This window comes from Staphylococcus sp. FSL W8-1270 (assembly GCF_038007165.1).
GTDB classification, from domain to species: domain Bacteria; phylum Bacillota; class Bacilli; order Staphylococcales; family Staphylococcaceae; genus Staphylococcus; species Staphylococcus hominis.
In genome coordinates this window covers 1,242,298-1,264,742 of the sequence record NZ_JBBOWQ010000001.1, presented here as the reverse complement: position 1 = coordinate 1,264,742, position 22,445 = coordinate 1,242,298, and the positions used below count along the sequence as shown (strand labels likewise).

Sequence of the window (22,445 nt, the reverse complement as noted above, 5' to 3'; positions counted from 1 at the left end):
ACTTAAATATTATAGCATGAATATATATTAGAATTAAATTAAGGATGAGTATTCATGAATAAAGCATTAAGTCACTTCTACTATCAATTTCATACACACCAACATTATTTTTTATGTCATGATATTTTAGAAGAATTATGGAAGTCTAACCCTAATTTTTCTAAGAAAGATGCTGTAGTTAGTTTAATATTATTTTCAACTGCAATGTATCACTATAGACGGTGTAATAAGTTAGGTGCATTAAAAAGCTTTAAAAAAGCGTTATATACATTTAAGCATGCAAAAGATAAAGAGACACTAGGTTTAAAGGTCAATGAATTTACTTTATTGATTCAAAATCAAATAGAAAAAGTGAAATATGATCAGACATTTCAACCAATACAGTTGCCAATTAAATCTGCGGTAGAAAGGGAAATTATCAATTTATATCCTAATTATGAATATAAGACACAAATTAACAATGATGACATGATTGTTCATTGCCATCGTCTAAGAGATAGAAGCGATATCATTGCAGCTAGAAAAAAAGCACTTAAAAATAAAAGAAAGAAAAGTTAAATCATTCACTTTTCTTTCTTTTATTTTAAGCTCTGGGATGGAATTGATTATACATTTGTCTTATTTGAGATTTAGACACATGTGTATAAAGTTGCGTCGTTGAAATATCTGAATGACCAAGCATTTCTTGAACTGCTCTTAAATCTGCCCCATTTTCTAAAAGATGTGTAGCAAATGAATGTCTCAACGTATGAGGAGTTAAAGTTTTATTAATATTGGCCTTTGAACCATATTGTTTAATCATCTTCCATATCCCTTGTCTAGTTAAAGGTCTACCGTGCATATTTAAAAACAATACATTCGTAATAGTCTTTTTCAAAAGTTGAGGACGTATCTTTTCTAAATACGTATCTAGAAATTCAATCACAGTGTCTCCTAATGGTATAATTCGTTCTTTATTACCTTTACCAAATACTCTAACAAATCCCATAATAAGATTTATATCCTCAATATTAATTTGTATCAGTTCAGAAACACGCATGCCAGTCGCATATAATAATTCTAATATTGTACGATCACGATACCCATTTTTCTTATTTAAGTCCGGTGTTTCCAAAAGTTGAATGACTTCCTCAACTTCTAAAACATCGGGTAACTTCTTCTCATATTTCGGAGTCTCAATTAAGACAGTTGGATCTTTAGCGGCATATTTTTCTCTAAGTGCAAATTGATGAAAATTGCGAATTGTAGAGATAAAACGCGCCATTGATTTAGCAGAAGCACCTTGGTCTATTAAATATCCTAAGCATTCTTGTATAACTTGGCGATCAATAAAATCGATATGAGCAATTTTATGTTCTTTCATGTATTCTTCATATTTAGCTAAATCACGTCGATATGCGCCGATAGTATTTTCACTCAATCCCTTTTCAATTTGAATAAATTTTAAAAATTCTTCAATAATCGTATTCATATTACACCTCTGTTTATATAAAAAAGGTATGAAATAGAATTCAAAGTTGATTCTTAATTTCACACCTTCTATCGATTAATTATTACATATTACTTTTTTATCTTGAAAAGTTCTTCAAGCATTTGTATATAGAGTTGATACAACACTTTATTAAGTTTAACTTATTATTTACCTTTAGCTTGGCATTCTGAACATATACCGTGAAATGTTAAGCGGTGATCCAAAATTTTAAATTGATATTCTGATTCAACACGTTCTTCTACTTTTGGTAGTAAGTCTTCATGAATTTCATCTACCCTACCACATTCCATACAAACTAAGTGATGATGAAAATGTTTAGCACCTTCTTTTCTCAAATCAAATCGCGCTACGCCATCACCAAAATTAATTTTATCTACTACTTTTAATTCAGCAAGTAGTTCTAAAGTTCGATAAACAGTAGCTAAACCTATTTCAGGTGCTTTATCTTTTACTTTTAAATATACATCTTCAGCACTGAGATGATCTTTTTCATTCTCAATTAACACACGAACTGTTGCTTCGCGTTGAGGTGTTAATTTATAAGAAGATTGCTGTAATTGTTGTTTTACTCTATTTAGACGTTCTTCCACGGGAGCATCACTCCTCAATTAATTATAATCATTTTAAACTAAATTATTTCAATTAATAAATTACCAATAAATTTAGTAAAAATCAAGTAGTTATCACATCTTATTTAGAATGATTATAATTTAATAATACATATTGTAAAGCAATCATTGTTTTCGCATCTTCAATTTCATGATTTTCTATAAGTGCATGGATATCGTCTAAGTGTATTTTATGCAATTCTACAAATTCGTCATCATCCAGATTTAATTCTCCTACACTTAAATGATCAGTAAAATAAATGGTTAGTTTCTCATTTGAAAATCCTGGAGAACCATACATATGAGTGATGAACGTTAGATGATTAGCTTTGTAGCCAGTTTCTTCTTCTAATTCGCGTTTAGCTGCTTCTTCTCTTTCTTCATCTTCTTCTAGTTTACCTGCTGGAATTTCTAACAAGGGTTTTTCAATAGGTTTACGATATTGTTTAACCAATAATACTTCTTTTTCTGGAGTAATAGCGCAAATTGCCACAGCACCATTATGCTTGATAATTTCTCTCTTGGAAGTTTTTCCGTCTGGTAATTCCACATCGTGTAGTTCTAGATCGATAATTTTACCATTATAAATGACTGTTCTATCAAAAGTTTTTTCATTAAAGTCCATTATATCCACGTCCCTTTTCATTAAGTTAATAAATTGATAAGATAAATGCGTTAACTAAAGTGTATCGGAAGGAGATTGTTCATGCAAAAAAATATATTAAAAAGTGGCATTGAAATTTCGGAACTAGGTTTAGGCTGTATGAGTTTAGGCACAGAATATCATCATGCAGAAGAAATTATTGAGTGTGCAATTGAAAATGATATCACATATTTTGATACCGCAGATATTTATGATAGAGGGGTCAATGAAGACATTGTTGGAAAGTCTTTAAAGAAATATCAAAATAGAGATGATATTGTTATAGGAACAAAAGTAGGAAATAGACCACTTAATGATGGTAGTACTACTTGGGATCCTTCAAAAAAATATATTAAAGAAAGTGTTAAAAGTTCTTTAAAACGATTAGGCTTAGAACAGTTAGATCTTTATCAACTTCACGGAGGTACAATTGATGATCCCCTAGATGAGACGATTAGTGCATTCGATGAACTGAAAAAAGAAGGTGTAATCAAAGCTTATGGAATCTCTTCTATTAGACCTAACGTGATTGAGTATTATTTAAAACACAGTCAAATAGAAACGATTATGTCTCAATTTAATCTTATTGATAATCGTCCAGAACGTCTTTTAAATCATATTCATTCTCATGGCGTAAAAGTTTTAGCACGTGGTCCCGTGTTTAAAGGGTTACTTACTTCAAATAGTGTTAATGTACTTGATCAGAAATTCTCTGATGGTATTTTTGACTATAATTATCATGAATTAGGAGAAACGATTGCTTCTGTTAAGGAAGTTGAAAGTAATTTAAGTGCTTTATCATTCGAATATTTAAAATCCCATGATGCATTAGGTTCTATTATTGTTGGTGCAAGTTCTGTTTCACAATTAAAAGATAATATTGCTAATTTTAATAAAACAATAAGTTTGGATCAAATTAAATCTGCACGTCACCGTGTGAAAGATTTGGAATATACTCAGCATCTTGAGTAAGGAATCATTATTATAAATTCTTATAAACAATCGTTGATGTAAAGTACAAGTGATGAAGTATCTATGATGAATGCTTCATCACTTTTTTAGGTTAAATTATATTTTATTTTTAAACAATGAAGTAAAATATTTTTCAATTTTTCTAGGAGCTAATTGGTAAAGTTTTAATAGTGGATTCATCCATAGCGGCTTGTTAATTTCTACTTTACGAGTGATGATACCTTTAACGATGTCTTCTGCGAGTATTTTGGGATCTATCATTAGTGATGCATATTTATTAGCATACTTCAATGATGGATCTGCTTTTTTATGAAATGGTGTATTAATGGGACCTGGATTAACAGTCATTACATGAAAGTCTTGTTCCTCAATTCTTAGAGCATTTAATACGCCATTTAAAGCAGCTTTAGATGAGCCATAAAATGCAGCATTCGCTTGCGTTACAAATGCTGCCTGACTAGAAATAGCCACTATAGAAGCGTTCATTGTTAAATAGGGTTTAACAGTTTTAAATAATGTAATAAAACCAAGCACATTCACATGATAAGTTTCCATGATTTCTTCTAACGAATGAGATTGTATTGATTTAAAAAAGCCTAAACCTGCACTATAAATGATTCCGTCAATCGGATAACAAAGGGATTTAGAAATATTATCTATTTGTGAAGTATCTTGTAAATTACATTTAATCATTGAAACACGATGTTTGTACGGATTAAAATTAATATTTTCGAATTTCTCCGTACTACGAACAATGAGGGTAATATATGCGCCTTTTTTTAATAATTCTTTCGTTATTTCTAAACCTAAGCCACTAGTTCCTCCAGTTACGATGAAATGTTTACCTACAATCACGGATGACTCTCTCCTATCTAACAAGTATAGTTAATTTTTGATAATAATTATATTGAATATGTTACTATAGTTTTATCAATTAAGGGTAAGGATGGTGCTGTTTTATGAAGTTAGTATTTTATGGCGCTGGTAACATGGCACAAGCCATTTTTAAAGGAATTATTGATTCTAAAATATTAAATCATAACGATATTTATTTAACAAATAAATCAAATGAAAATACTTTAAAATCATTTGCGAAAGAATTAGGAGTAAAATATAGTTACGATGATGCATTTTTATTAAAAGATGCAGATTATGTTTTTCTAGGTACTAAGCCTCATGATTTTGAAACGGTCGCATCACGTATTAAATCACATATACAATCAGACCATCGTTTTATATCTATTATGGCTGGTTTATCGATAAATTATATCCGAGAAAAGTTAGAAACGAATAATCCCGTTGCTAGAATTATGCCCAATACAAATGCACAGGTAGGTCATTCAGTAACAGGTATTAGTTTTTCTGGTAATTTCGATCCTCATTCTAAAGATGAAGTAACAGAATTAATTAGTGCTTTTGGCTCAGTTATTGAAGTTGACGAAGAATATTTACATCAAGTGACGGCTATTACAGGAAGCGGACCAGCTTTTTTATATCATGTATTTGAACAATATGTTAAAGCAGGAACATCATTAGGTCTTGAAAAAAAACAAGTTGAAGAATCCATTAAGAATCTCATTATTGGAACAAGTAAGATGATTGAACGATCGGATTTAAGTATGGAACAACTTAGAAAAAATATTACCTCTAAAGGTGGCACAACACAAGCTGGATTAAATGAACTTGATCGACATGATATTGAGAGTATTTTTAAAGCCTGTCTAGATGCTGCAGTTCATAGAAGTATCGCCCTTTCTAAAAGTGAAGATGAGTAATAAATATTAAAAATAACTATAACGAAAATTAAGTCATACATATCGTTATAGCTATTTTTTAGTTTTTACGTAGCATTTAAAACGCTATTATTATTTAAAATTTGAATGTATCAAAGTCTTTAACAAACTCAAAATTTGGTGTATCTTTCATTTCTTTTAATGCACGGTTTATCTCTTCTATATCTTCTAAATTATATCGATTACTTAGATGGGTAATAAAACTTTTCTTCACATTAGACTGATGAATTAACCTAAATACATCGTCAATGTGACTATGATGATAGTTATTTGCTAAAATTTTGTCACCGTCAATATATGTTGCTTCATGAATCATAATATCCGCATTTTCTGCAAGTATATATTCGTTATCACATGGTTTCGTATCTCCAAAAATAGTAACAATAGGTCCTGGTTTGGCTGGACCTTTAAAGTCTTTAGAAAGATAAATTTGATTATTATATTCAAAAGTATCAAACATTTTTACTTCTTGATATTTAGGACCCGGTTCTAGTCCAATTGCCTTTAATGCAGTTACATCAATTGTACCTGGTGTTGTAGGAGCCTCAATTCGATAACCATATGAAGGTATACCATGATTTAATAACCTTGATGAAACTGTAAAGCCATTATGATGATATGTAAAATTATTATCAATTTCAATATATGTAATAGGATAGTTTAAATGAGATTCAGATAATTTCAAAGCGGTTTCAATAAATTGTTGCAAACCTGTTGGCCCTATTAACGTCAATGGCTTATCTTCTCCACCTTGGAATGAACGACTTGTTAATAATCCAGGTAATCCAAAAATGTGGTCGCCATGCATATGCGTGATAAAAATATGATCAACTTTGCCTAATTTTATCGAGTGATGCAAAATTTGATGTTGAGTCCCCTCTCCTACATCGAATAACCATATTGAATTTGAATAAGGTTCTAGGTTTAAAGCAATCGCTTGAGTATTACGATCTTTAGTAGGTAAACCCGCACTCGTTCCAAAAAATGTAACTTCCATGCATTTGCCTCCTCTTTCTTCAATATATTTTATCATACGTCTATAAGTTTGTTATCATATGAAATAAAATAAATGAATTTATCAGAATTTAGGGTATAATGTAACTTATAAAAAATAAATTGTATGTTATTTAGTTTAATGTTGTAAATATTATCAACAATTTTAGGCAAAAACATATCAAGAAAAACAGTTTTAATTTATAATGAATTAATCATAGCAATTAAAGAATTGAGGTTTTGAATTTGAACACACACACTAAACATATCCCTTGTTTAATTACTATATTTGGCGCAACTGGAGATTTGAGTCATAGAAAATTATTCCCTTCTTTATTCCACTTATATCAACAAGATAATTTAGATGAACATATTGCCATTATTGGCGTTGGTCGAAGAGATTATACTAACGACTTTTTCCGTGAACAAGTTAAACAATCTATTCAAACGCACGTCAAAGATACTGATCGACTCGACGAATTCATAGAACATGTTTTTTATTTTAAAAATGATGTCAATGAAGAAGAAAGTTATCATGAATTATTAGCATTCTCTAATGAACTTGATGATACATTTAAATTAGAAGGTAATCGCCTATTCTATTTAGCAATGGCACCTCAATTCTTTGGACCAATTTCTGATTATTTAAAAGCTTCTGGCTTAACTGAAACTAAAGGATTTAAACGCCTTGTAATTGAAAAACCATTTGGTAGTGATTTTAAATCTGCTGAAAAATTAAATAATCAATTACGACAATCATTTAAAGAAGAAGAAATATACAGAATTGATCACTATCTTGGTAAAGATATGGTGCAAAATATCGAAGTTCTACGATTCGCTAATGCGATGTTTGAACCTCTTTGGAATAATAAGTATATCTCTAATATACAAATCACTTCTTCAGAAATACTAGGTGTTGAAGATCGTGGAGGTTATTATGAATCGAGCGGTGCATTAAAAGATATGGTACAAAACCATATGTTACAAATGGTTGCATTACTAGCAATGGAAGCACCTATTAGTCTTAAAAGTGAAGATATTCGAGCTGAAAAGGTGAAAGTATTAAAATCTTTAAGACAATTAAAACCTGAAGAAGTCAATCAAAACTTTGTGCGTGGACAATATGGAGAAGGAACTATTAATGACCAACGTGTTATCGCTTATAGAGATGAAGATCGTGTTGCATCTGATTCCAATACACCAACCTTTGTTTCTGGAAGATTAACTATCGATAACTTCCGTTGGGCTGGTGTACCATTCTACATTCGTACTGGTAAGCGTATGAAGTCTAAATGTATACAAGTTGTTGTAGAATTTAAAGAAGTTCCTATGAATTTATATTATCAAACGGATCGATTACTAGATTCTAATTTATTAGTTATTAATATTCAACCTAATGAAGGTATTTCATTACACTTAAATGCTAAGAAAAGTATTCAAGGTATCGAAACAAAGCCTGTTCAACTGTCTTATGCTATGAGTGCACAAGATAAAATGAACACAGTAGATGCATATGAAAACTTGTTATTCGATTGTCTTAAAGGTGATGCAACGAACTTTACACATTGGGAAGAACTTAAATCTACATGGAAATTTGTAGACGCTATTCAAGAACATTGGACTATGATTGATCCAAACTTCCCTAACTATAAATCAGGGACAAATGGCCCTATCGAAAGTGATTTATTATTAAGCAGAGACGGAAATCATTGGTGGGACGATATTCAATAAACAGATATACTAGACGTTTCATGTGATAAATGTATAAAGGATAAGACACATTATATTATTTTCACTCATTGAAAATAAGGTCTTGTCCTTTTTAAATTGAATATTGAAAGAGTCATTTAAAAATTTAATTTAATTTTATATTATTGATGTATATTTTTATAAAATAATGTAAAATATTAGTATTGATTGTAAATTTATTGGAGTGAAAGTTTTGGACGTTATCAAGCAGATACAACAGGCAATTGTATATATAGAAGATCATTTATTAGAGCCTTTTAATTTGCAAGATTTAAGTGATTACGTTGGTCTCTCTCCTTACCATCTTGATCAATCGTTTAAAATGATTGTTGGACAACCTCCTGAAAGTTATGCTCACTCTCGAAAAATGACTGAAGCTGCTAAAGAAATGATACAAAGTTCTTCGAGATTAGTTGATGTAGCAAAACGCTATAATTATTTAAGTTCAAATGACTTTGCAAATGATTTTAGTGATTTTCATGGAATATCTCCTATTCAAGCTTCTACTAAAAAAGAAGAACTAAAAATGAATGAACGCTTGTATATTAAATTAACAACTACAGAAAGAGCACCATACCCTTACAGACTAGAAACGACTAAAGACACACCTTTAGTTGGATATGTAAAATATATTGAGGCTAATCAACTATCTAACCCTTACAAAGTTCCTGACTTTTTAGAAGATTTATATTTAGATGGTAAAATAAAAGAATTAAAACGATATAATAATATAAGTCCATATGAGTTATTTGTTATTACATGTCCTTTAGATGAAGGTGTAGAATTATTTGTGGGCGTACCTAGTGAACGTTATCCAGCTCACTTAGAAAGCCGATTGTTACCAGGGCGACACTATGCAAAATTTAATTTGCAAGGTCAAGTGGATTATACTGTTAATGAAGCTTGGTATTATATTGAATCCAGCTTACAACTTACTCTACCCTATGAAAAAAATAGCTTATATGTTGAAATTTATCCTTTTGATCTCTCATTCGAGGACCCGTTCACTAAAATACAATTATGGCTACCTATTAAACAAGAAACTTATGATATAGAATAAAAGAAGCGTTAGATGACTAAGTTATTAAACTTATGTCATCTAACGCTTTACTATTAAAGTTCGGCTACGAATGCTTCAAAAGGTTTCATATTAGTGATATCTAAATCATTTTTATAATTGTGTAGCTTAATTTGAGATGCTTCAACTTCAAATGGTAAATTTAATGATGCAACATGATCTGTTAAATTTCCTGCAACTAGAACTGTCTTATTATTAAGTTTACGTGTGTAAGCAAAAATATTCTCATTCGCATCATCGATTAAATTAAATTCACCATAAGTATATATATCATCGGATTTTTTTAATTTAATTAGACGTTTATAAAAATTAAGAACGGAATCTGAATCTTCGGATTGTTGTGCTACATTTATTGTTTTATAGTTAGGGTTGACTGGGAACCATGGCGTACCTTCAGTAAAACCTCCATTTACTTCATTAGTCCACTGCATAGGTGTTCTAGAATTATCACGATTCTCCATTTTATATTTATCTAATAACTGATTAACATCTCCACCTTGAGATTTAACAATTTGATATTCTGTTTTTACAGCAACATCGTTAAATGTTTCAATACTTTCAAATGGATAGTTTGTCATACCAATTTCTTGACCTTGATAAATAAAAGGTGTGCCTTGTTGTAAGAAATATACCACTGCATGGCTAGTAGCAGATTCAAACCAATACTTTGTATCATCTCCCCAAGTAGAAACACGTCTAGGTTGATCATGATTTTCAATAAATAGTGCATTCCATCCTATACCCTCTAGTTGTTTTTGCCAACGGTTTAATACATTTTTATAAGATAAAACATCAAATTTAGAGTCTCCAGTACTCCATAAACCTAAATGTTCAAATTGGAAAATCATATTGAATTTACCTTCTTTTTCTCCAACCCACTCTTTTGCATTATCTGGATTTACGCCATTTGCTTCGCCAACAGTCATAATGTCATAATGGCTAAGTGATTTGTCCTTCATTTCTTGAAGCCAATCTTGAATGCCTGGTTGATTCATATCAACATCAAATGCTGGAGCGTATTGTTTTCCTTTTGGAACAGGTAAATCACCAGCTTCAAATGTTTTTTTGATATGTGTGATCGCATCGACTCTAAAGCCATCAATTCCTTTTTCGAACCACCAATTCATCATTTTAAAAACAGCTTCTCTAACGTCAGGATTACTCCAATTTAAATCAGGTTGCTTTTTACTAAATAAGTGGAAATAATACTGTTTTGTTGTGTCATCATATTCCCATGTTGAACCATTGAAAATACTTTCCCAATTATTAGGTTCAGAACCGTCAGATTTAGGATCTGCCCAAATATACCAATCTCGTTTAGGATTATCTTTACTAGAACGAGATTCTATAAACCATGGGTGTTCATCAGATGTATGGTTAACAACAAGGTCTAAAATTAATTTCATTCCACGCTTATGAGTCTCAGATAATAAATGATTAAAGTCTTCCATTGTTCCAAATTCTTCCATAATATCTTGATAATCACTAATATCATAACCATTATCATCGTTTGGAGATTTATACATTGGACTAAGCCAAATGACATCAATACCTAAATCTTTCAGATAGTCCAATTTTTCTACCATCCCTGGTAAATCACCAATACCATCATTATTGCTATCATTAAAACTTCTCGGATACACTTGATATGCTACGGCTTCTTTCCACCAATTTTTTTCCATTTATATCGCTCCTTTGAAAGTATTATGTAAATCAATTAACTTTGAAATAATTAATCATAATATTCGAGTTAAATATTTAATAGTCAATGTTAGTCTTCAATATATAATCTAAATTTTTCTGGATTTATATAAATATAAAATAATATGTAATAGCATTATATAGCGATAATCCAGTTATTTAGAAAACGTTTACACCTATATTTATCGTACTAATCGAGTCTCTAAATGTCAACTTGGGATATATCGATTAAATGTAAATTAAATAGCAAGGCTATATGTATTAAGACATCTATACAAAACTGTCATAATAAAAAAATCTGAGACACTTAATGATGTCCCAGATTTTTAATTCTACAATGATTATTCTTCAGTCCATTGAGTATGGAAAATACCATCTTTATCTTTACGTTCATACGTATGTGCACCAAAATAATCACGTTGAGCTTGAATTAAATTAGCAGGTAGATCTTCTGAACGGTAGCTATCATAATAGCTGATACTTGCTGAGAAACCAGGTGTTGGTACGCCATTTTTAACACCAGTAGCAACTACTTCTCTAAGTGCATCTTGATATTCAGTAACAATACCTTTGAAATAAGGGTCTAATAATAAGTTTTGAAGACCTGAATTATTGTCATATGCGTCTTTAATTTTTTGTAAGAATTGAGCACGAATAATACAACCTTCACGCCAAATCATTGCTAAATCACCTAATTTAAGGTTCCATTCATTTTCATTGCTCGCTTTACGCATTTGTGCGAAACCTTGAGCGTATGAACAAATTTTACTCATATATAACGCTTTACGGATTTTTTCTAAGAAGTCTTCTCTATTGCCATCAAAGTTTGATTTAGGACCACTTAATACTTTCGATGCATTCACGCGTTCTTCTTTAATTGAAGAAATGAAACGTGCAAATACAGATTCAGTAATGATTGTTAATGGTATACCTAATTCTAATGCATTAATTGATGTCCATTTACCAGTTCCTTTTTGACCCGCAGTATCAAGAATTTTTTCTACAAGAGGTTCATTATTTTCATCTAATTTAGTGAAAATATCGCCTGTTATTTCAATTAAATAACTTTCTAATTCTCCAGCATTCCATTCTTTAAACGTTTTAGAAATTTCTTCATGAGACATACCTAATAATTCTTTCATCATTGCATAACTTTCAGCAATTAATTGCATATCAGCATATTCGATACCATTATGAACCATTTTTACATAATGTCCTGCACCATTTGGTCCAATATATTCTACACATGCAGCACCATCTTTTGCTTTAGCAGCAATGGCATCTAAAATATCACTTACTTTGTTGTAAGCTTCTTGTTGACCACCAGGCATTAAAGATGGACCAGTTAACGCTCCGATTTCACCACCAGAAACACCCATTCCAATAAAGTTGATACCACTTTCAGCAAGTGCTTTGTTACGACGAATTGTATCTTGATAGTTTGTATTACCGCCATCAATTAAAATGTCATCGTCATCTAATAAAGGCAATAAGCTATCAATTGTTGCATCTGTAGCAGGACCAGCTTTAACCATTAATAATATTTTACGTGGTTTTTCTAAAGAGTTTACAAAATCTTCTAAAGAATACGTTGGATGAATTTGTTTACCTTCTGATTCCTTAATCATTAAATCTGTTTTATCACTAGAACGGTTATAAACAGATACGCTATAACCACGTGATTCGATATTCCATGCTAGGTTTTTACCCATAACAGCTAAACCTACTACACCTATTTGTTGAGTCATATTACTTACCTCTCTTATTCAATAATTTCATTAGTATTGTATCACAAAAATATAAATGACTTCACTAAAGTAAAATATTATTTCGCTACTAATTCAACAATTTTAATCAATTGATTCGTAAGTTGATTTAAAGCAGCTACAGGAATACGTTCAGAAGTAGTATGAATATGTTCATATCCTACACCTAATATAACAGTTGGAATATGATACGTATTAATAATACTTCCATCTGAACCTCCGCCAGCAATAACAGTTTTACCTGAAAGGCCTAAAATTTTCGCACTTTTTATAGCATATTGAGTTACAGTCTCAGAATCGTTTCTTCTAAAACCAGGATAACTCTTAGAAATTTCAACGTTTGCTTTACCCCCTAATTCTTTTGCTGTCGTTTCGAAAGTCTCTTTCATATGGTTGACTTGATATTCTAAACTTTTATCATTATGCGAACGAGCTTCTCCCTCTAAAATGGCTTTATCTGCAACAATATTTGTAGCAGAACCACCATAAAATTTACCAATATTCGCTGTGGTATCTTGATCAATCTGACCTAAATGCATTTTATTAATCGCCTTAGCTGCAATATGAATTGCACTTATACCTTGGTTGGGTTTACTAGCATGTGCTGTTTTCCCATAAATAGTTGTATTGATAATCATTTGAGTTGGAGCACCCACCACTGTTGTTCCAACCGCTTGGCTGGCATCGACAGCATAGCCGAACTCCGCATCTATCAAGTTTTGATCTAATTCTTTAGCACCTTTTAAACCTGCTTCTTCTCCTACAGTGATAATAAATTGAATTTGTCCATGAGGTAATTGTTGTTCGTTTATAGTTTGAATCATTTCTAACAAAGCAGCTATACCTGCTTTATCATCTGCTCCTAATACAGTTGTGCCATTTGAATATACATAGCCATCTTCTTTAAGGATCGGTTTAACGTTAATACCTGGAACAACCGTATCCATATGGCTAGTAAAATAGATTTTAGAAACATGTTCTTTTCCTTTACTACTTGGTAAGGTACAAATTAAATTATTTGCACCTAACCATTCTCTTTTAGACGCATTATCTTCTACAACTTTTAATCCTAAATCTATAAATTTCTTTTTTAGAATGGGTTGTATCGTTTCTTCATTCCCAGTTTCAGAATTAATTTGCACTAACTCTAAAAAAGTATTAAGTAAACGGCGACTATTAATCATTATGAAAACCCCTTTCTTATATAGATAATATTTTAACTGACTTTGACAATTAGAGTAAATAAATTGATTGCCATTTTTATCGAAATCATTTAAGGTTATTTTATATACTATAAGTTATTAATATAACGAATAATCAAATTATTTTAAAGGTTTCAAGGAGCGTTTACATTGAATAATAAAGTGCTAAAGATTATTATCATTATCATGTTAATTGCAGTTGTAGCTGCATTGTTACTTACAAGTCTTGTTCCTCTCATGCATTAAAAATTAATTAGATTAAAAACTATCGACAAAAATTCGAATTTGACGATAGTTTTTATTATTATTTCTTAAAATTATGCAAATAAAAAAGACAAACTTTTTGTATTTAAAGAAAGTTTGTCTTTTTACTTTGATTAGAAGTTAATCTTAGATGTTATATTTCACTATGTAATTTTAAAGAGCCGAATTGAGATTTAATATTTAAATATTCTTCTAATTCATTTAAAATTTGCATCATACTTGCTCTTGATTTTAAAGATTGATGTGATTCTGGCAATGGCAATTCGTCTAATTTTAAACGTATCTCATATAATGAATGTAGTCTTAATACAGTATAATCATTACTATTAACATTATCTCCAATTTCAGCCATTAAATGGGCAACAGTCTCTAACAAAGGATCATTAGCTGAAGTATTATGAATTAATGTTTGGATTCTGCGTAGTATTTCTAGTTGTTCTTCTCTCATATCAAAATAGTGATAATATGAGTTTTCATTTCGCACAAAGTGATTTTTAACGTCTCTAAAAGCAATAGATTTAGCCTTACGAATATTGTTTTCTAATGTATCAAAAGAAATTGACAATTGTTTATTAATATTTAAACATGCTTCACTATATTGTGTAAATATTGTTTTAATTTCATTTTCAATTTCTTTCTTAAAATTACCTAATGTATTATCTAGACTAGGCATAATTAAATTCATTAAAAATGCTATTCCTAAGCCAATGATAAGAAGTAAAATTTCATTAATAATTAAATGAAGCCCAATAACTTTGGCATTAAATACGTGAAGTAAAATGACACAACTTGTCACTACACCTTCTTGAACATTCAACATCACTGTAAGTGGAATAAATAATAAAACAATTAATCCTAAAACGATTGCATTTTGACCAAGTAAATTAAAAATAAATGAACCAAAAAATAACATTAATAAACACGAAACGAATCGAGAACCAATTGCTTGTAGTGAGTGAACCTTAGTATGTTTAATACATAGAACAATGAGGATAGCACTTGAAGCATAGTTATCAAGCCCTATCCATTTAGCTAAAATAACACCTAAAGTAATTCCTACAGCTGTTTTAAGTGTTCTAAATCCAATTCTATAAGGATTTAAAGTTAGCATGTATTGTTCCTCTTATCTTTCTTCACAATACTTATCAAATAACTTTTGAAGTTGATTGATAACATCCATTACGTCATGACCTTCTATTTGATGGCGTTCTATCATTTCAGTAATCTTACCATCTTTCATCAGTGCAAATGAAGGACTTGAAGGTGCGTATCCTTCAAAATAGTCTCTTGCTTGCTGAGTTGCTTCTTTATCTTGACCAGCAAATACAGTAACCAATCTATTAGGTAACTTATCATAATGAAGTGCGTGACTTGCTGCTGGACGCGCTATACCTCCTGCACATCCACAAACAGAATTTATCATTACGAGTGTAGTGCCATCTTGTTTAAATACTTTATCAACTTCATCTGAAGTAGTTAATTGTTCATAACCAGCAGATTCAATTTCATTTCTAGCTTGTTCTACAACACCATTCATATATAAATCAAAATTTAAATCCATTTAGAATCACCTTTCAGTCAATTATTATTTATTGTCATTTTACTAATTTACAACATATAGTTCAAATAGGTTGGTTGTAATATAACAAACTTTTAATAAATATTTGTTGTTTCAATTGAATAGCTTTCAATTCGATTTTTTACTTGCGACATAAATCGTCCAGTTTGAACACCATCTAAAATACGATGATCAATTGAAATACATAAATTAACCATATTTCTTATAGCTATCATATCGTCGATGACAACAGGTTTTTTAACAATTGATTCTACTTGTAAAATTGCTGCTTGAGGATGATTAATAATACCCATTGAAGATACAGAACCAAATGTACCAGTATTATTAACTGTAAAAGTACCACCAGTCATGTCTTCTTGAGCCAGTTGTTGATTTCGAGCTTTTTGTGCTAGTTGATTGATTTCTCTAGCAATACCTTTAATTGATTTTTCATCAGCATTTTTAATTACAGGAACATATAATTTATCTTCATCAGCTACAGCTATTGAAATATTGATGTCTTTATGAATTATAATTTCATTACCATCCCAACTGCTATTAAGTAATGGATTAGATTTCAAAGCTTCTGCTACAGCTTTTACAAAGAAAGCAAAGAAAGTTAAATTATATCCTTCTTGTTTTTTAAACACAGTCTTATAATGATTTCTAGTTTTCACAAGATTTGTAGCATCGACTTCTATCATCATCCAGCCATGTGGAATTTCAGTGGCACTGGTAACCATATTTTGGGCAATTGCTTTTCGCACGCCTTTAACTGATATTGTATAATCGTCTAATGGTTCATTTAATGAAGCGTTATTATTTCTTGAAGTTGTTTCGGAATGATTCGTTATCTGAGTGGTATATGTTTCTTTTGAATTTTGTTGGTTGTTTTCTTGAATATAAGTTTCAATATCTTTTTTGGTTACTCTACCTTCAAATCCTGTGCCTGGGACTTGTGATAAATCAATATCGTTTTCTGAAGCTATCTTAAATACGACTGGAGAAAATCTTCCATTATTGATCGAATGCTTAGATGATTGATTTGTGTTAGAAGGCTTAGACTGGCTCTTTACAGAATTACTTTGTGTTTGACTGGGTGTTTCATTAGTTTCGTCAGTATCGTCTTGATTAGAATTTAAAGATGTATCATCGGGTTGAATTTTACAAATGGTTTGATTGATTTCAATCGTTTCACCTTCAGTAGCAATTAACTCTGTAATTGTACCAGAAATAGTTGAAGGAACTTCTGCTGTTACTTTATCTGTAACTACTTCACATAGTGGTTCATATTCATCCACATGATTCCCTTCAGAAACTAACCATTGTTCGATTGTACCTTCATGGACACTTTCTCCTAATTTTGGCATTTTAACATCCATTATGTTACCTCCCTAAAATTGTGCTAACTCACGCATTTTTTTTAATATCTTATCAGGATTCATCATTACTTCATTTTCTAAGTTAGGAGAAAATGGCATTGATGGAACATCAGGACCAGCTAACCGCATAATTGGTGCATCTAATTCGAATAAACAATGTTCGGCTATGATTGCTGAAACTTCAGACATAACACTACCTTCAAGATTGTCTTCAGTTACAAGCAAAATCTTACCATTTCGTTTAGCGTGTTCAATAATCGTTGTTTTATCTAATGGATAAACTGTTCTTAAGTCCACTACTTCAACGCTAATGCCATCTGCCTCTAAAATATCGGCCGCTTGAATACAATAGTTAACACATAAACCATAAGTGAAAACTGTAATATCATCACCTTCACGTTTAACATCAGCTTTACCCAAAGGGATAGTATAGTAAGAATCGGGTACTTCGTCTTTTAAAAATCGGTATGCTTTTTTATGTTCAAAAAATAATACTGGATCATTTGATTCAATTGAAGATAATAATAAACCTTTCGCATCATATGGAGTTGAAGGAATTACAATTGTTAATCCAGGTGTAGACGCAAAGATACTCTCAATACTTTGAGAATGATATAAACCACCATGTACGCCACCACCAAATGGTGCACGAACAGTTAAAGGACATTGCCAATCGTTATTAGAACGATATCGCATTTTAGCAGCTTCACTAATAATTTGATTAACTGCTGGTAAAATAAAATCTGCGAATTGAATTTCAGCTATAGGGCGTTTGCCAAGCATTGCTGCACCAATTGCAGTACCGATAATATTTGATTCTGCTAAAGGCGTATCAATTACACGCAGTTCTCCATATTTTTCTTGCAAACCACGTGTAGCACCGAATACACCACCTTTTCGTCCTACATCTTCTCCTAATATAAAAATATTATTATCTTTTTCCATAGCCAAGTCTTGTGCATTTTGAATGGCTTCTATATAACTCATTTTAGTCATTGAAAATATCTCCTTCCGGATCATACACATATTGATATGTTTCTTCTACATCTGGATATTGAGCATTTTCAGCATCTTTTGTAGCTTTATCTATAATAGATTTATGTGCATTATCTAATTCGTTTAACCAATCTTCATCAATAATGCCTAAATCGAGTAATTCATTTTTGAATTTAAGATTACAGTCAGATGTCTTGAAAGCATCTCTTTCTTCTTTAGAACGATATGTATCATCATCATCAGAAGAATGAGGAGTCATTCGAGTAGTAATAGCTTCAATCAACGTTGCTCCTTCGCCATTAAGTGCCCTTTCTCTTGCTTCTTTCATTGCTTTGTACATCGCAATTGGATCATTTCCATCTACAGTTTCTCCATGAATACCATAACCTATTGCTCTATCAGATAGATGCGTTGCTGCATATTGTAATGAATCAGGGACTGAAATTGCGTATTTATTATTAATAATTACACATACAAACGGTAATTTATGGACTCCAGCAAAATTCAATCCTTCATGAAAATCTCCTTGATTAGAACTACCTTCTCCTACAGTAGCAGTTGCTATATTAGATTGTTGATTCATTTTTAATGCTAATGCTGCGCCTACTGAGTGAGGGATTTGTGTTGCTACCGGAGAACTTTGAGATAAAATACCTTTTTCTCTATGACTAAAATGAGAAGGCATTTGTTTTCCTCCAGAATTAATGTCATCCTTTTTACCGAAAGAAGCTAACATTGTATCATAAGGTGAAATCCCCATATATGTAACGAAAGCTAAATCTCTATAATACGGAGATGAAATATCTCCTTCTTTCATTGCATACGCCATACCAATTTGAGTGGCTTCTTGTCCTTGACCACTTACTACAAAGGGTATTTTTCCAGCACGGTTAAGTAACCATAGGCGTTCATCTAGTTTTCGTCCTAGGTCCATCCATTTATATATTTCTCTCAAATCTTCATCTGTAAGTCCCACAGATTTGTAGTCAATCATTTTACTTCCTCCTTTAAACGTGGATCGCTCTGTTTTCAGCCTTTAGCCCAAGTTCCATCAATATTTCAGACAATGACGGATGTGCATGAGTCGTTAATCCTAATTCTAATGTCGATCCATTCATAAATTGTAATAAAGCAACTTCATTTATTAACTCTGTGACGTGTGGGCCTACCATACTCATACCAATAATATCTCCATTATCTTTATTTAATATAATTTCACAAAAACCACGTTTATTTTTAGTTTCTTCAATAACTGCTTTTCCAATAGCATTAAAAGGAACTTTATAACTTGTTGCCTTAATATTTTGAGATTTAGCAGTTTCTATATTTAAACCGATAGATGCGACTTCTGGATAAGTATAAACACATTTGGGCATTAAATGATAATTCACTGGAAGCGGATGATCATTAAACATATGTTCAACTGCAGTGATTCCTTCTTTAGAAGCTACGTGAGCTAATTGTAATGTTCCGATACAATCACCTGCCGCATAAAGATGCTTATCACTCGTTTGTTGAAATTCATTTACTTTGATATACCCATGAGTATCTAATTGAATTTTAGTATTCTGAATACCAATATCACTTGTATTAGGTACACGACCTACTGCAACTAATATTTTATCAACTGTAATAGTAGTTTTTTCATTTATATTTATTTGAATGACATCATTTTTATGTATGATATTCTCTTCACTTAGTTGGCAATCCTCAAAAAATTCTACACCTCGTTCAATTAAACTATCTCTTAAAAATGTAGAAATGGATTTACTGTCAGAAGGTAATATACGTTTACCTGCTTCAATCACTTTAACATTTACATTTAAATCAGTTAGTAAGGAAGCAAATTCAAGGCCAATCACACCGCCCCCGACAATAGCAATACTGTCTGGAAGTGTATCAATTTGTAATATATCATCGCTCGATAAAATATTCTGATGATTAATTTCTAAAAACGGTAATGTTTGAGGACGTGACCCTGTAGCGATAAGTACAAATTGATTTGGAAGTAACTCTGAGCTGCCATCTTCGTATTCAACAGAAATTGTTCCGCTTTGTGGAGAAAATATAGAAGTTCCCATAATACGTCCTATACCATTATAAATATCAATATGATTTTTTTGCATTAAACTTTGAACGCCATTATGCATTTGATTAACAATATCCGTTTTTCGATTCATCATTTTTTCAAAATTAATATGTAAATCGTTTGTGTCTATACCAAATTCTGAAGATTGTCTAACAGTACGAGTCACTTCAGCAGATTTAAGTAGCGCTTTAGTAGGAATACACCCTTTATGTAAACATGTGCCACCTAATAAAGATTTCTCTACAATTGCTACCTTTTTTCCTAATTGAGAAGCACGAATCGCTGCTACGTATCCTGCTGTCCCACCACCTAAAACAACTAAGTCATATTGTTTTTCAGACATTTTGCTACTCCTTATTAATCAGATTTAAAGGTTAGAATTGAAAAGTGTGAATAAACAATTTGAATATAAAAAATAACATTATACTCAGTATGTTCTATTTCTTTTCGACATCCAACCTTAATTTAAATTATTCAATTATAAACTATTTATGATTTTGAGCAATCATTTCTCTAGCATTTTCTCTTGTTAATTCAGTTACACTTGCTCCAGAAATCATACGAGCAATTTCGTCAATTTTATCTTCTTTTTTTAACTCTTTCACTTGAGTTGTTGTACGATCATTCTTAGTCATTTTACTAATTAATAAGTGATGATCACTCATAGAAGCTACTTGCGGTAAGTGAGATATACAGATAACTTGAATATATTTTGCAATATCTCTCATTTTTTCAGCCATTTTTTGAGCTGCTTGACCAGAAACCCCCGAATCAACTTCATCAAACAAAATAGCAGTTTGACCTCTTGATTCAACGAATATACTTTTTAACGCTAGCATAATACGAGAAAGTTCTCCGCCAGAAGCTATTTTATTTAAACTTTTAAGTGGTTCTCCCTTATTAGGACTAATTAGAAACTCTACAAACTCAATTCCTTCTATTGTAGGAGTTTCTAAGGGCTGAAATGAAATTTCGAGGTTAGCATCTTTCATTTGTAAATTTTGAATTTCAGCCACGATATGATCCCGTAACGTTCGAGCTACAATTCGTCTTTCCTTCGATAATGACTGTCCATATTTTATTACTTTTTCATAAAGCAAGTCAATTTCTTCTTTTAATTGAGAAGTACTTTCTTCATAATTTTCAATCTTAGAAATTTCACTTTCTAATTTAGATTGATAAGTAATAAGTTCATCAATAGTTTTACCGTACTTACGTTTAAGATTATTCAGTAAGTTCATTCTAGATTCTAATTCATTAAGTAATTGTTCATCAAATTCAGTATTTGACATTTCATCGTATAGTTCGTGTTTAGCATCCTCTAAGGTATAGTAGAACTGATCAATATCTGCTTTAAGTTTTTTAAATCTACCTGGAATAATGTCATCAATAGTTTGTAAATGATTACTTAATTCATATAAACGGTCGGTAATAGCATGTTCATCTGTAAGTGTGACATGCGCATTGTTTAATGCTAAACTTAATTTTTCAGAATTTTGGATTCGTTTTATATCAGATTCTAATTGAGTAATTTCACCTTCTTTTAGAGAAGCTTCTTGCAATTCCTCAAATTGAAACTTCATTAAATCAAGACGTTGCAATAATGCTTGATCAGCAGACTGTAATTCTTCAAGTTCTTTTTTCTTTTCTTTATATTCATTAAATGTCGTTTCATATTGTTCTTTAACACGGCTATATTGATTTTCAGCATAATCATCTAATAATTTTAAATGATATTTTTGTTTTAATAACGTTTGCGTTTCATGTTGGCCGTGTATGTCTAAAAGTTCTTGCATCACTTTTCTTAGATCTTGAAGCGTAACAATTTGATTATTAATACGACAAATACTTTTTCCCGAACTAAAAATCTCTCTTTTTACTAATAGAAAGTCTTCATCAATATCAATATCTAACTCATTTAAAACTGAAATGGCCTCTTTACTATTATCAATATCAAAAATCCCTTCGATAATTGCTTTTTTCTCTCCATGTCTTACAAAATCAGAAGAGGCACGCATACCAATAAGTTGGCCTATTGCATCTATAATAATTGATTTACCAGATCCAGTTTCACCACTAAGCACAGTTAAACCATCAGAAAAATGAATTTCGAGTTCATCTATAATTGCAAATTGCTTTATTGATAAGGTTTGTAACAT

Annotated in this window: 21 protein-coding genes; 6 read left to right on the top strand and 15 right to left on the bottom strand. The window is 31.1% G+C overall.

Going from position 1 to position 22,445, the window contains the following annotated elements; genetic code table 11:
- The first annotated feature begins 54 nt into the window (after positions 1 to 54).
- Complete coding sequence (locus tag NSU06_RS06430) at positions 55 to 558, top strand: DUF309 domain-containing protein (protein ID WP_049415567.1); 504 nt, start codon at positions 55 to 57, stop codon at positions 556 to 558.
- 25 nt (positions 559 to 583) lie between these two features.
- Here the strand turns inward: NSU06_RS06430 and xerD are convergent, their stop codons facing one another.
- From xerD to NSU06_RS06415, 3 genes are all read right to left on the bottom strand, one after another.
- The gene (gene xerD / locus NSU06_RS06425; RefSeq protein ID WP_017176274.1) at positions 584 to 1,471 is read right to left on the bottom strand and encodes a site-specific tyrosine recombinase XerD; all 888 of its coding nucleotides are present in this window, start codon (positions 1,469 to 1,471) and stop codon (positions 584 to 586) included.
- A gap of 164 nt (positions 1,472 to 1,635) precedes the next feature.
- Positions 1,636 to 2,082: a ferric iron uptake transcriptional regulator gene (gene fur, locus NSU06_RS06420; RefSeq protein ID WP_017176273.1), complete on the bottom strand. Its 447-nt coding sequence runs from the start codon at positions 2,080 to 2,082 to the stop codon at positions 1,636 to 1,638.
- 100 nt (positions 2,083 to 2,182) lie between these two features.
- On the bottom strand, positions 2,183 to 2,725 hold the full coding sequence (locus NSU06_RS06415) for an NUDIX domain-containing protein (RefSeq protein WP_049415565.1): 543 nt from the start codon (positions 2,723 to 2,725) through the stop codon (positions 2,183 to 2,185).
- A gap of 81 nt (positions 2,726 to 2,806) precedes the next feature.
- Between NSU06_RS06415 and NSU06_RS06410 the strand changes: the two genes are divergently transcribed.
- Positions 2,807 to 3,715: an aldo/keto reductase gene (locus NSU06_RS06410; protein ID WP_049415564.1), complete on the top strand. Its 909-nt coding sequence runs from the start codon at positions 2,807 to 2,809 to the stop codon at positions 3,713 to 3,715.
- Positions 3,716 to 3,811: 96 nt separating this feature from the next.
- Here the strand turns inward: NSU06_RS06410 and NSU06_RS06405 are convergent, their stop codons facing one another.
- Positions 3,812 to 4,567, bottom strand: a complete 756-nt coding sequence (locus tag NSU06_RS06405) for an SDR family NAD(P)-dependent oxidoreductase (RefSeq protein ID WP_049415592.1) — start codon at positions 4,565 to 4,567, stop codon at positions 3,812 to 3,814.
- A 107-nt stretch (positions 4,568 to 4,674) separates the two neighbouring features.
- On the opposite strand from NSU06_RS06405, the gene proC reads away from it, so the two are divergent.
- Positions 4,675 to 5,490, top strand: coding sequence for a pyrroline-5-carboxylate reductase (gene proC, locus NSU06_RS06400; protein WP_017176269.1), 816 nt, complete (start codon positions 4,675 to 4,677; stop codon positions 5,488 to 5,490).
- Between the two features lie 94 nt (positions 5,491 to 5,584).
- Here the strand turns inward: proC and rnz are convergent, their stop codons facing one another.
- The gene (rnz, locus tag NSU06_RS06395; protein WP_049415561.1) at positions 5,585 to 6,505 is read right to left on the bottom strand and encodes a ribonuclease Z; all 921 of its coding nucleotides are present in this window, start codon (positions 6,503 to 6,505) and stop codon (positions 5,585 to 5,587) included.
- 242 nt (positions 6,506 to 6,747) lie between these two features.
- On the opposite strand from rnz, the gene zwf reads away from it, so the two are divergent.
- Both zwf and NSU06_RS06385 read left to right on the top strand, forming a co-directional pair.
- Positions 6,748 to 8,232 carry a glucose-6-phosphate dehydrogenase gene (gene zwf, locus NSU06_RS06390; protein WP_017176267.1) on the top strand — a complete coding sequence of 495 codons (1,485 nt, stop codon included), beginning with the start codon at positions 6,748 to 6,750 and terminating at the stop codon, positions 8,230 to 8,232.
- 211 nt (positions 8,233 to 8,443) lie between these two features.
- Positions 8,444 to 9,310 carry an AraC family transcriptional regulator gene (locus NSU06_RS06385; RefSeq protein ID WP_002449782.1) on the top strand — a complete coding sequence of 289 codons (867 nt, stop codon included), beginning with the start codon at positions 8,444 to 8,446 and terminating at the stop codon, positions 9,308 to 9,310.
- Positions 9,311 to 9,363: 53 nt separating this feature from the next.
- Here the strand turns inward: NSU06_RS06385 and NSU06_RS06380 are convergent, their stop codons facing one another.
- From NSU06_RS06380 to NSU06_RS06370, 3 genes are all read right to left on the bottom strand, one after another.
- The gene (locus tag NSU06_RS06380; protein ID WP_019835223.1) at positions 9,364 to 11,010 is read right to left on the bottom strand and encodes a glycoside hydrolase family 13 protein; all 1,647 of its coding nucleotides are present in this window, start codon (positions 11,008 to 11,010) and stop codon (positions 9,364 to 9,366) included.
- A gap of 360 nt (positions 11,011 to 11,370) precedes the next feature.
- Positions 11,371 to 12,777: an NADP-dependent phosphogluconate dehydrogenase gene (gndA, locus tag NSU06_RS06375; protein ID WP_017176264.1), complete on the bottom strand. Its 1,407-nt coding sequence runs from the start codon at positions 12,775 to 12,777 to the stop codon at positions 11,371 to 11,373.
- A 77-nt stretch (positions 12,778 to 12,854) separates the two neighbouring features.
- On the bottom strand, positions 12,855 to 13,979 hold the full coding sequence (locus NSU06_RS06370) for a M20/M25/M40 family metallo-hydrolase (protein ID WP_340779625.1): 1,125 nt from the start codon (positions 13,977 to 13,979) through the stop codon (positions 12,855 to 12,857).
- Between the two features lie 168 nt (positions 13,980 to 14,147).
- On the opposite strand from NSU06_RS06370, the gene prli42 reads away from it, so the two are divergent.
- Positions 14,148 to 14,243 (top strand): stressosome-associated protein Prli42, encoded by a 96-nt coding sequence (gene prli42, locus NSU06_RS06365; RefSeq protein WP_017176262.1) that lies wholly within the window; start codon positions 14,148 to 14,150, stop codon positions 14,241 to 14,243.
- 151 nt (positions 14,244 to 14,394) lie between these two features.
- Here prli42 and NSU06_RS06360 read toward each other — a convergent pair whose 3' ends face one another.
- The 7 genes from NSU06_RS06360 to recN all read right to left on the bottom strand — a co-directional run bounded on the left by NSU06_RS06360 (position 14,395) and on the right by recN (position 22,445).
- Positions 14,395 to 15,372, bottom strand: coding sequence for an aromatic acid exporter family protein (locus NSU06_RS06360; RefSeq protein WP_017176261.1), 978 nt, complete (start codon positions 15,370 to 15,372; stop codon positions 14,395 to 14,397).
- 12 nt (positions 15,373 to 15,384) lie between these two features.
- Positions 15,385 to 15,822, bottom strand: coding sequence for a bacilliredoxin BrxB (gene brxB / locus NSU06_RS06355; RefSeq protein WP_017176260.1), 438 nt, complete (start codon positions 15,820 to 15,822; stop codon positions 15,385 to 15,387).
- A 92-nt stretch (positions 15,823 to 15,914) separates the two neighbouring features.
- Entirely contained in the window at positions 15,915 to 17,201 is a 1,287-nt protein-coding gene (locus NSU06_RS06350) for a dihydrolipoamide acetyltransferase family protein (protein ID WP_049415558.1), read from the bottom strand.
- 12 nt (positions 17,202 to 17,213) lie between these two features.
- Positions 17,214 to 18,197, bottom strand: coding sequence for an alpha-ketoacid dehydrogenase subunit beta (locus tag NSU06_RS06345; protein ID WP_019835219.1), 984 nt, complete (start codon positions 18,195 to 18,197; stop codon positions 17,214 to 17,216).
- Positions 18,190 to 19,191 carry a thiamine pyrophosphate-dependent dehydrogenase E1 component subunit alpha gene (locus tag NSU06_RS06340; RefSeq protein WP_017176258.1) on the bottom strand — a complete coding sequence of 334 codons (1,002 nt, stop codon included), beginning with the start codon at positions 19,189 to 19,191 and terminating at the stop codon, positions 18,190 to 18,192. The genes NSU06_RS06345 and NSU06_RS06340 overlap by 8 nt, the downstream gene beginning before the upstream one ends.
- 13 nt (positions 19,192 to 19,204) lie before the next feature.
- Positions 19,205 to 20,629: a dihydrolipoyl dehydrogenase gene (gene lpdA / locus NSU06_RS06335; protein WP_019835218.1), complete on the bottom strand. Its 1,425-nt coding sequence runs from the start codon at positions 20,627 to 20,629 to the stop codon at positions 19,205 to 19,207.
- Between the two features lie 142 nt (positions 20,630 to 20,771).
- On the bottom strand, positions 20,772 to 22,445 hold the full coding sequence (recN, locus tag NSU06_RS06330; RefSeq protein WP_049434811.1) for a DNA repair protein RecN: 1,674 nt from the start codon (positions 22,443 to 22,445) through the stop codon (positions 20,772 to 20,774).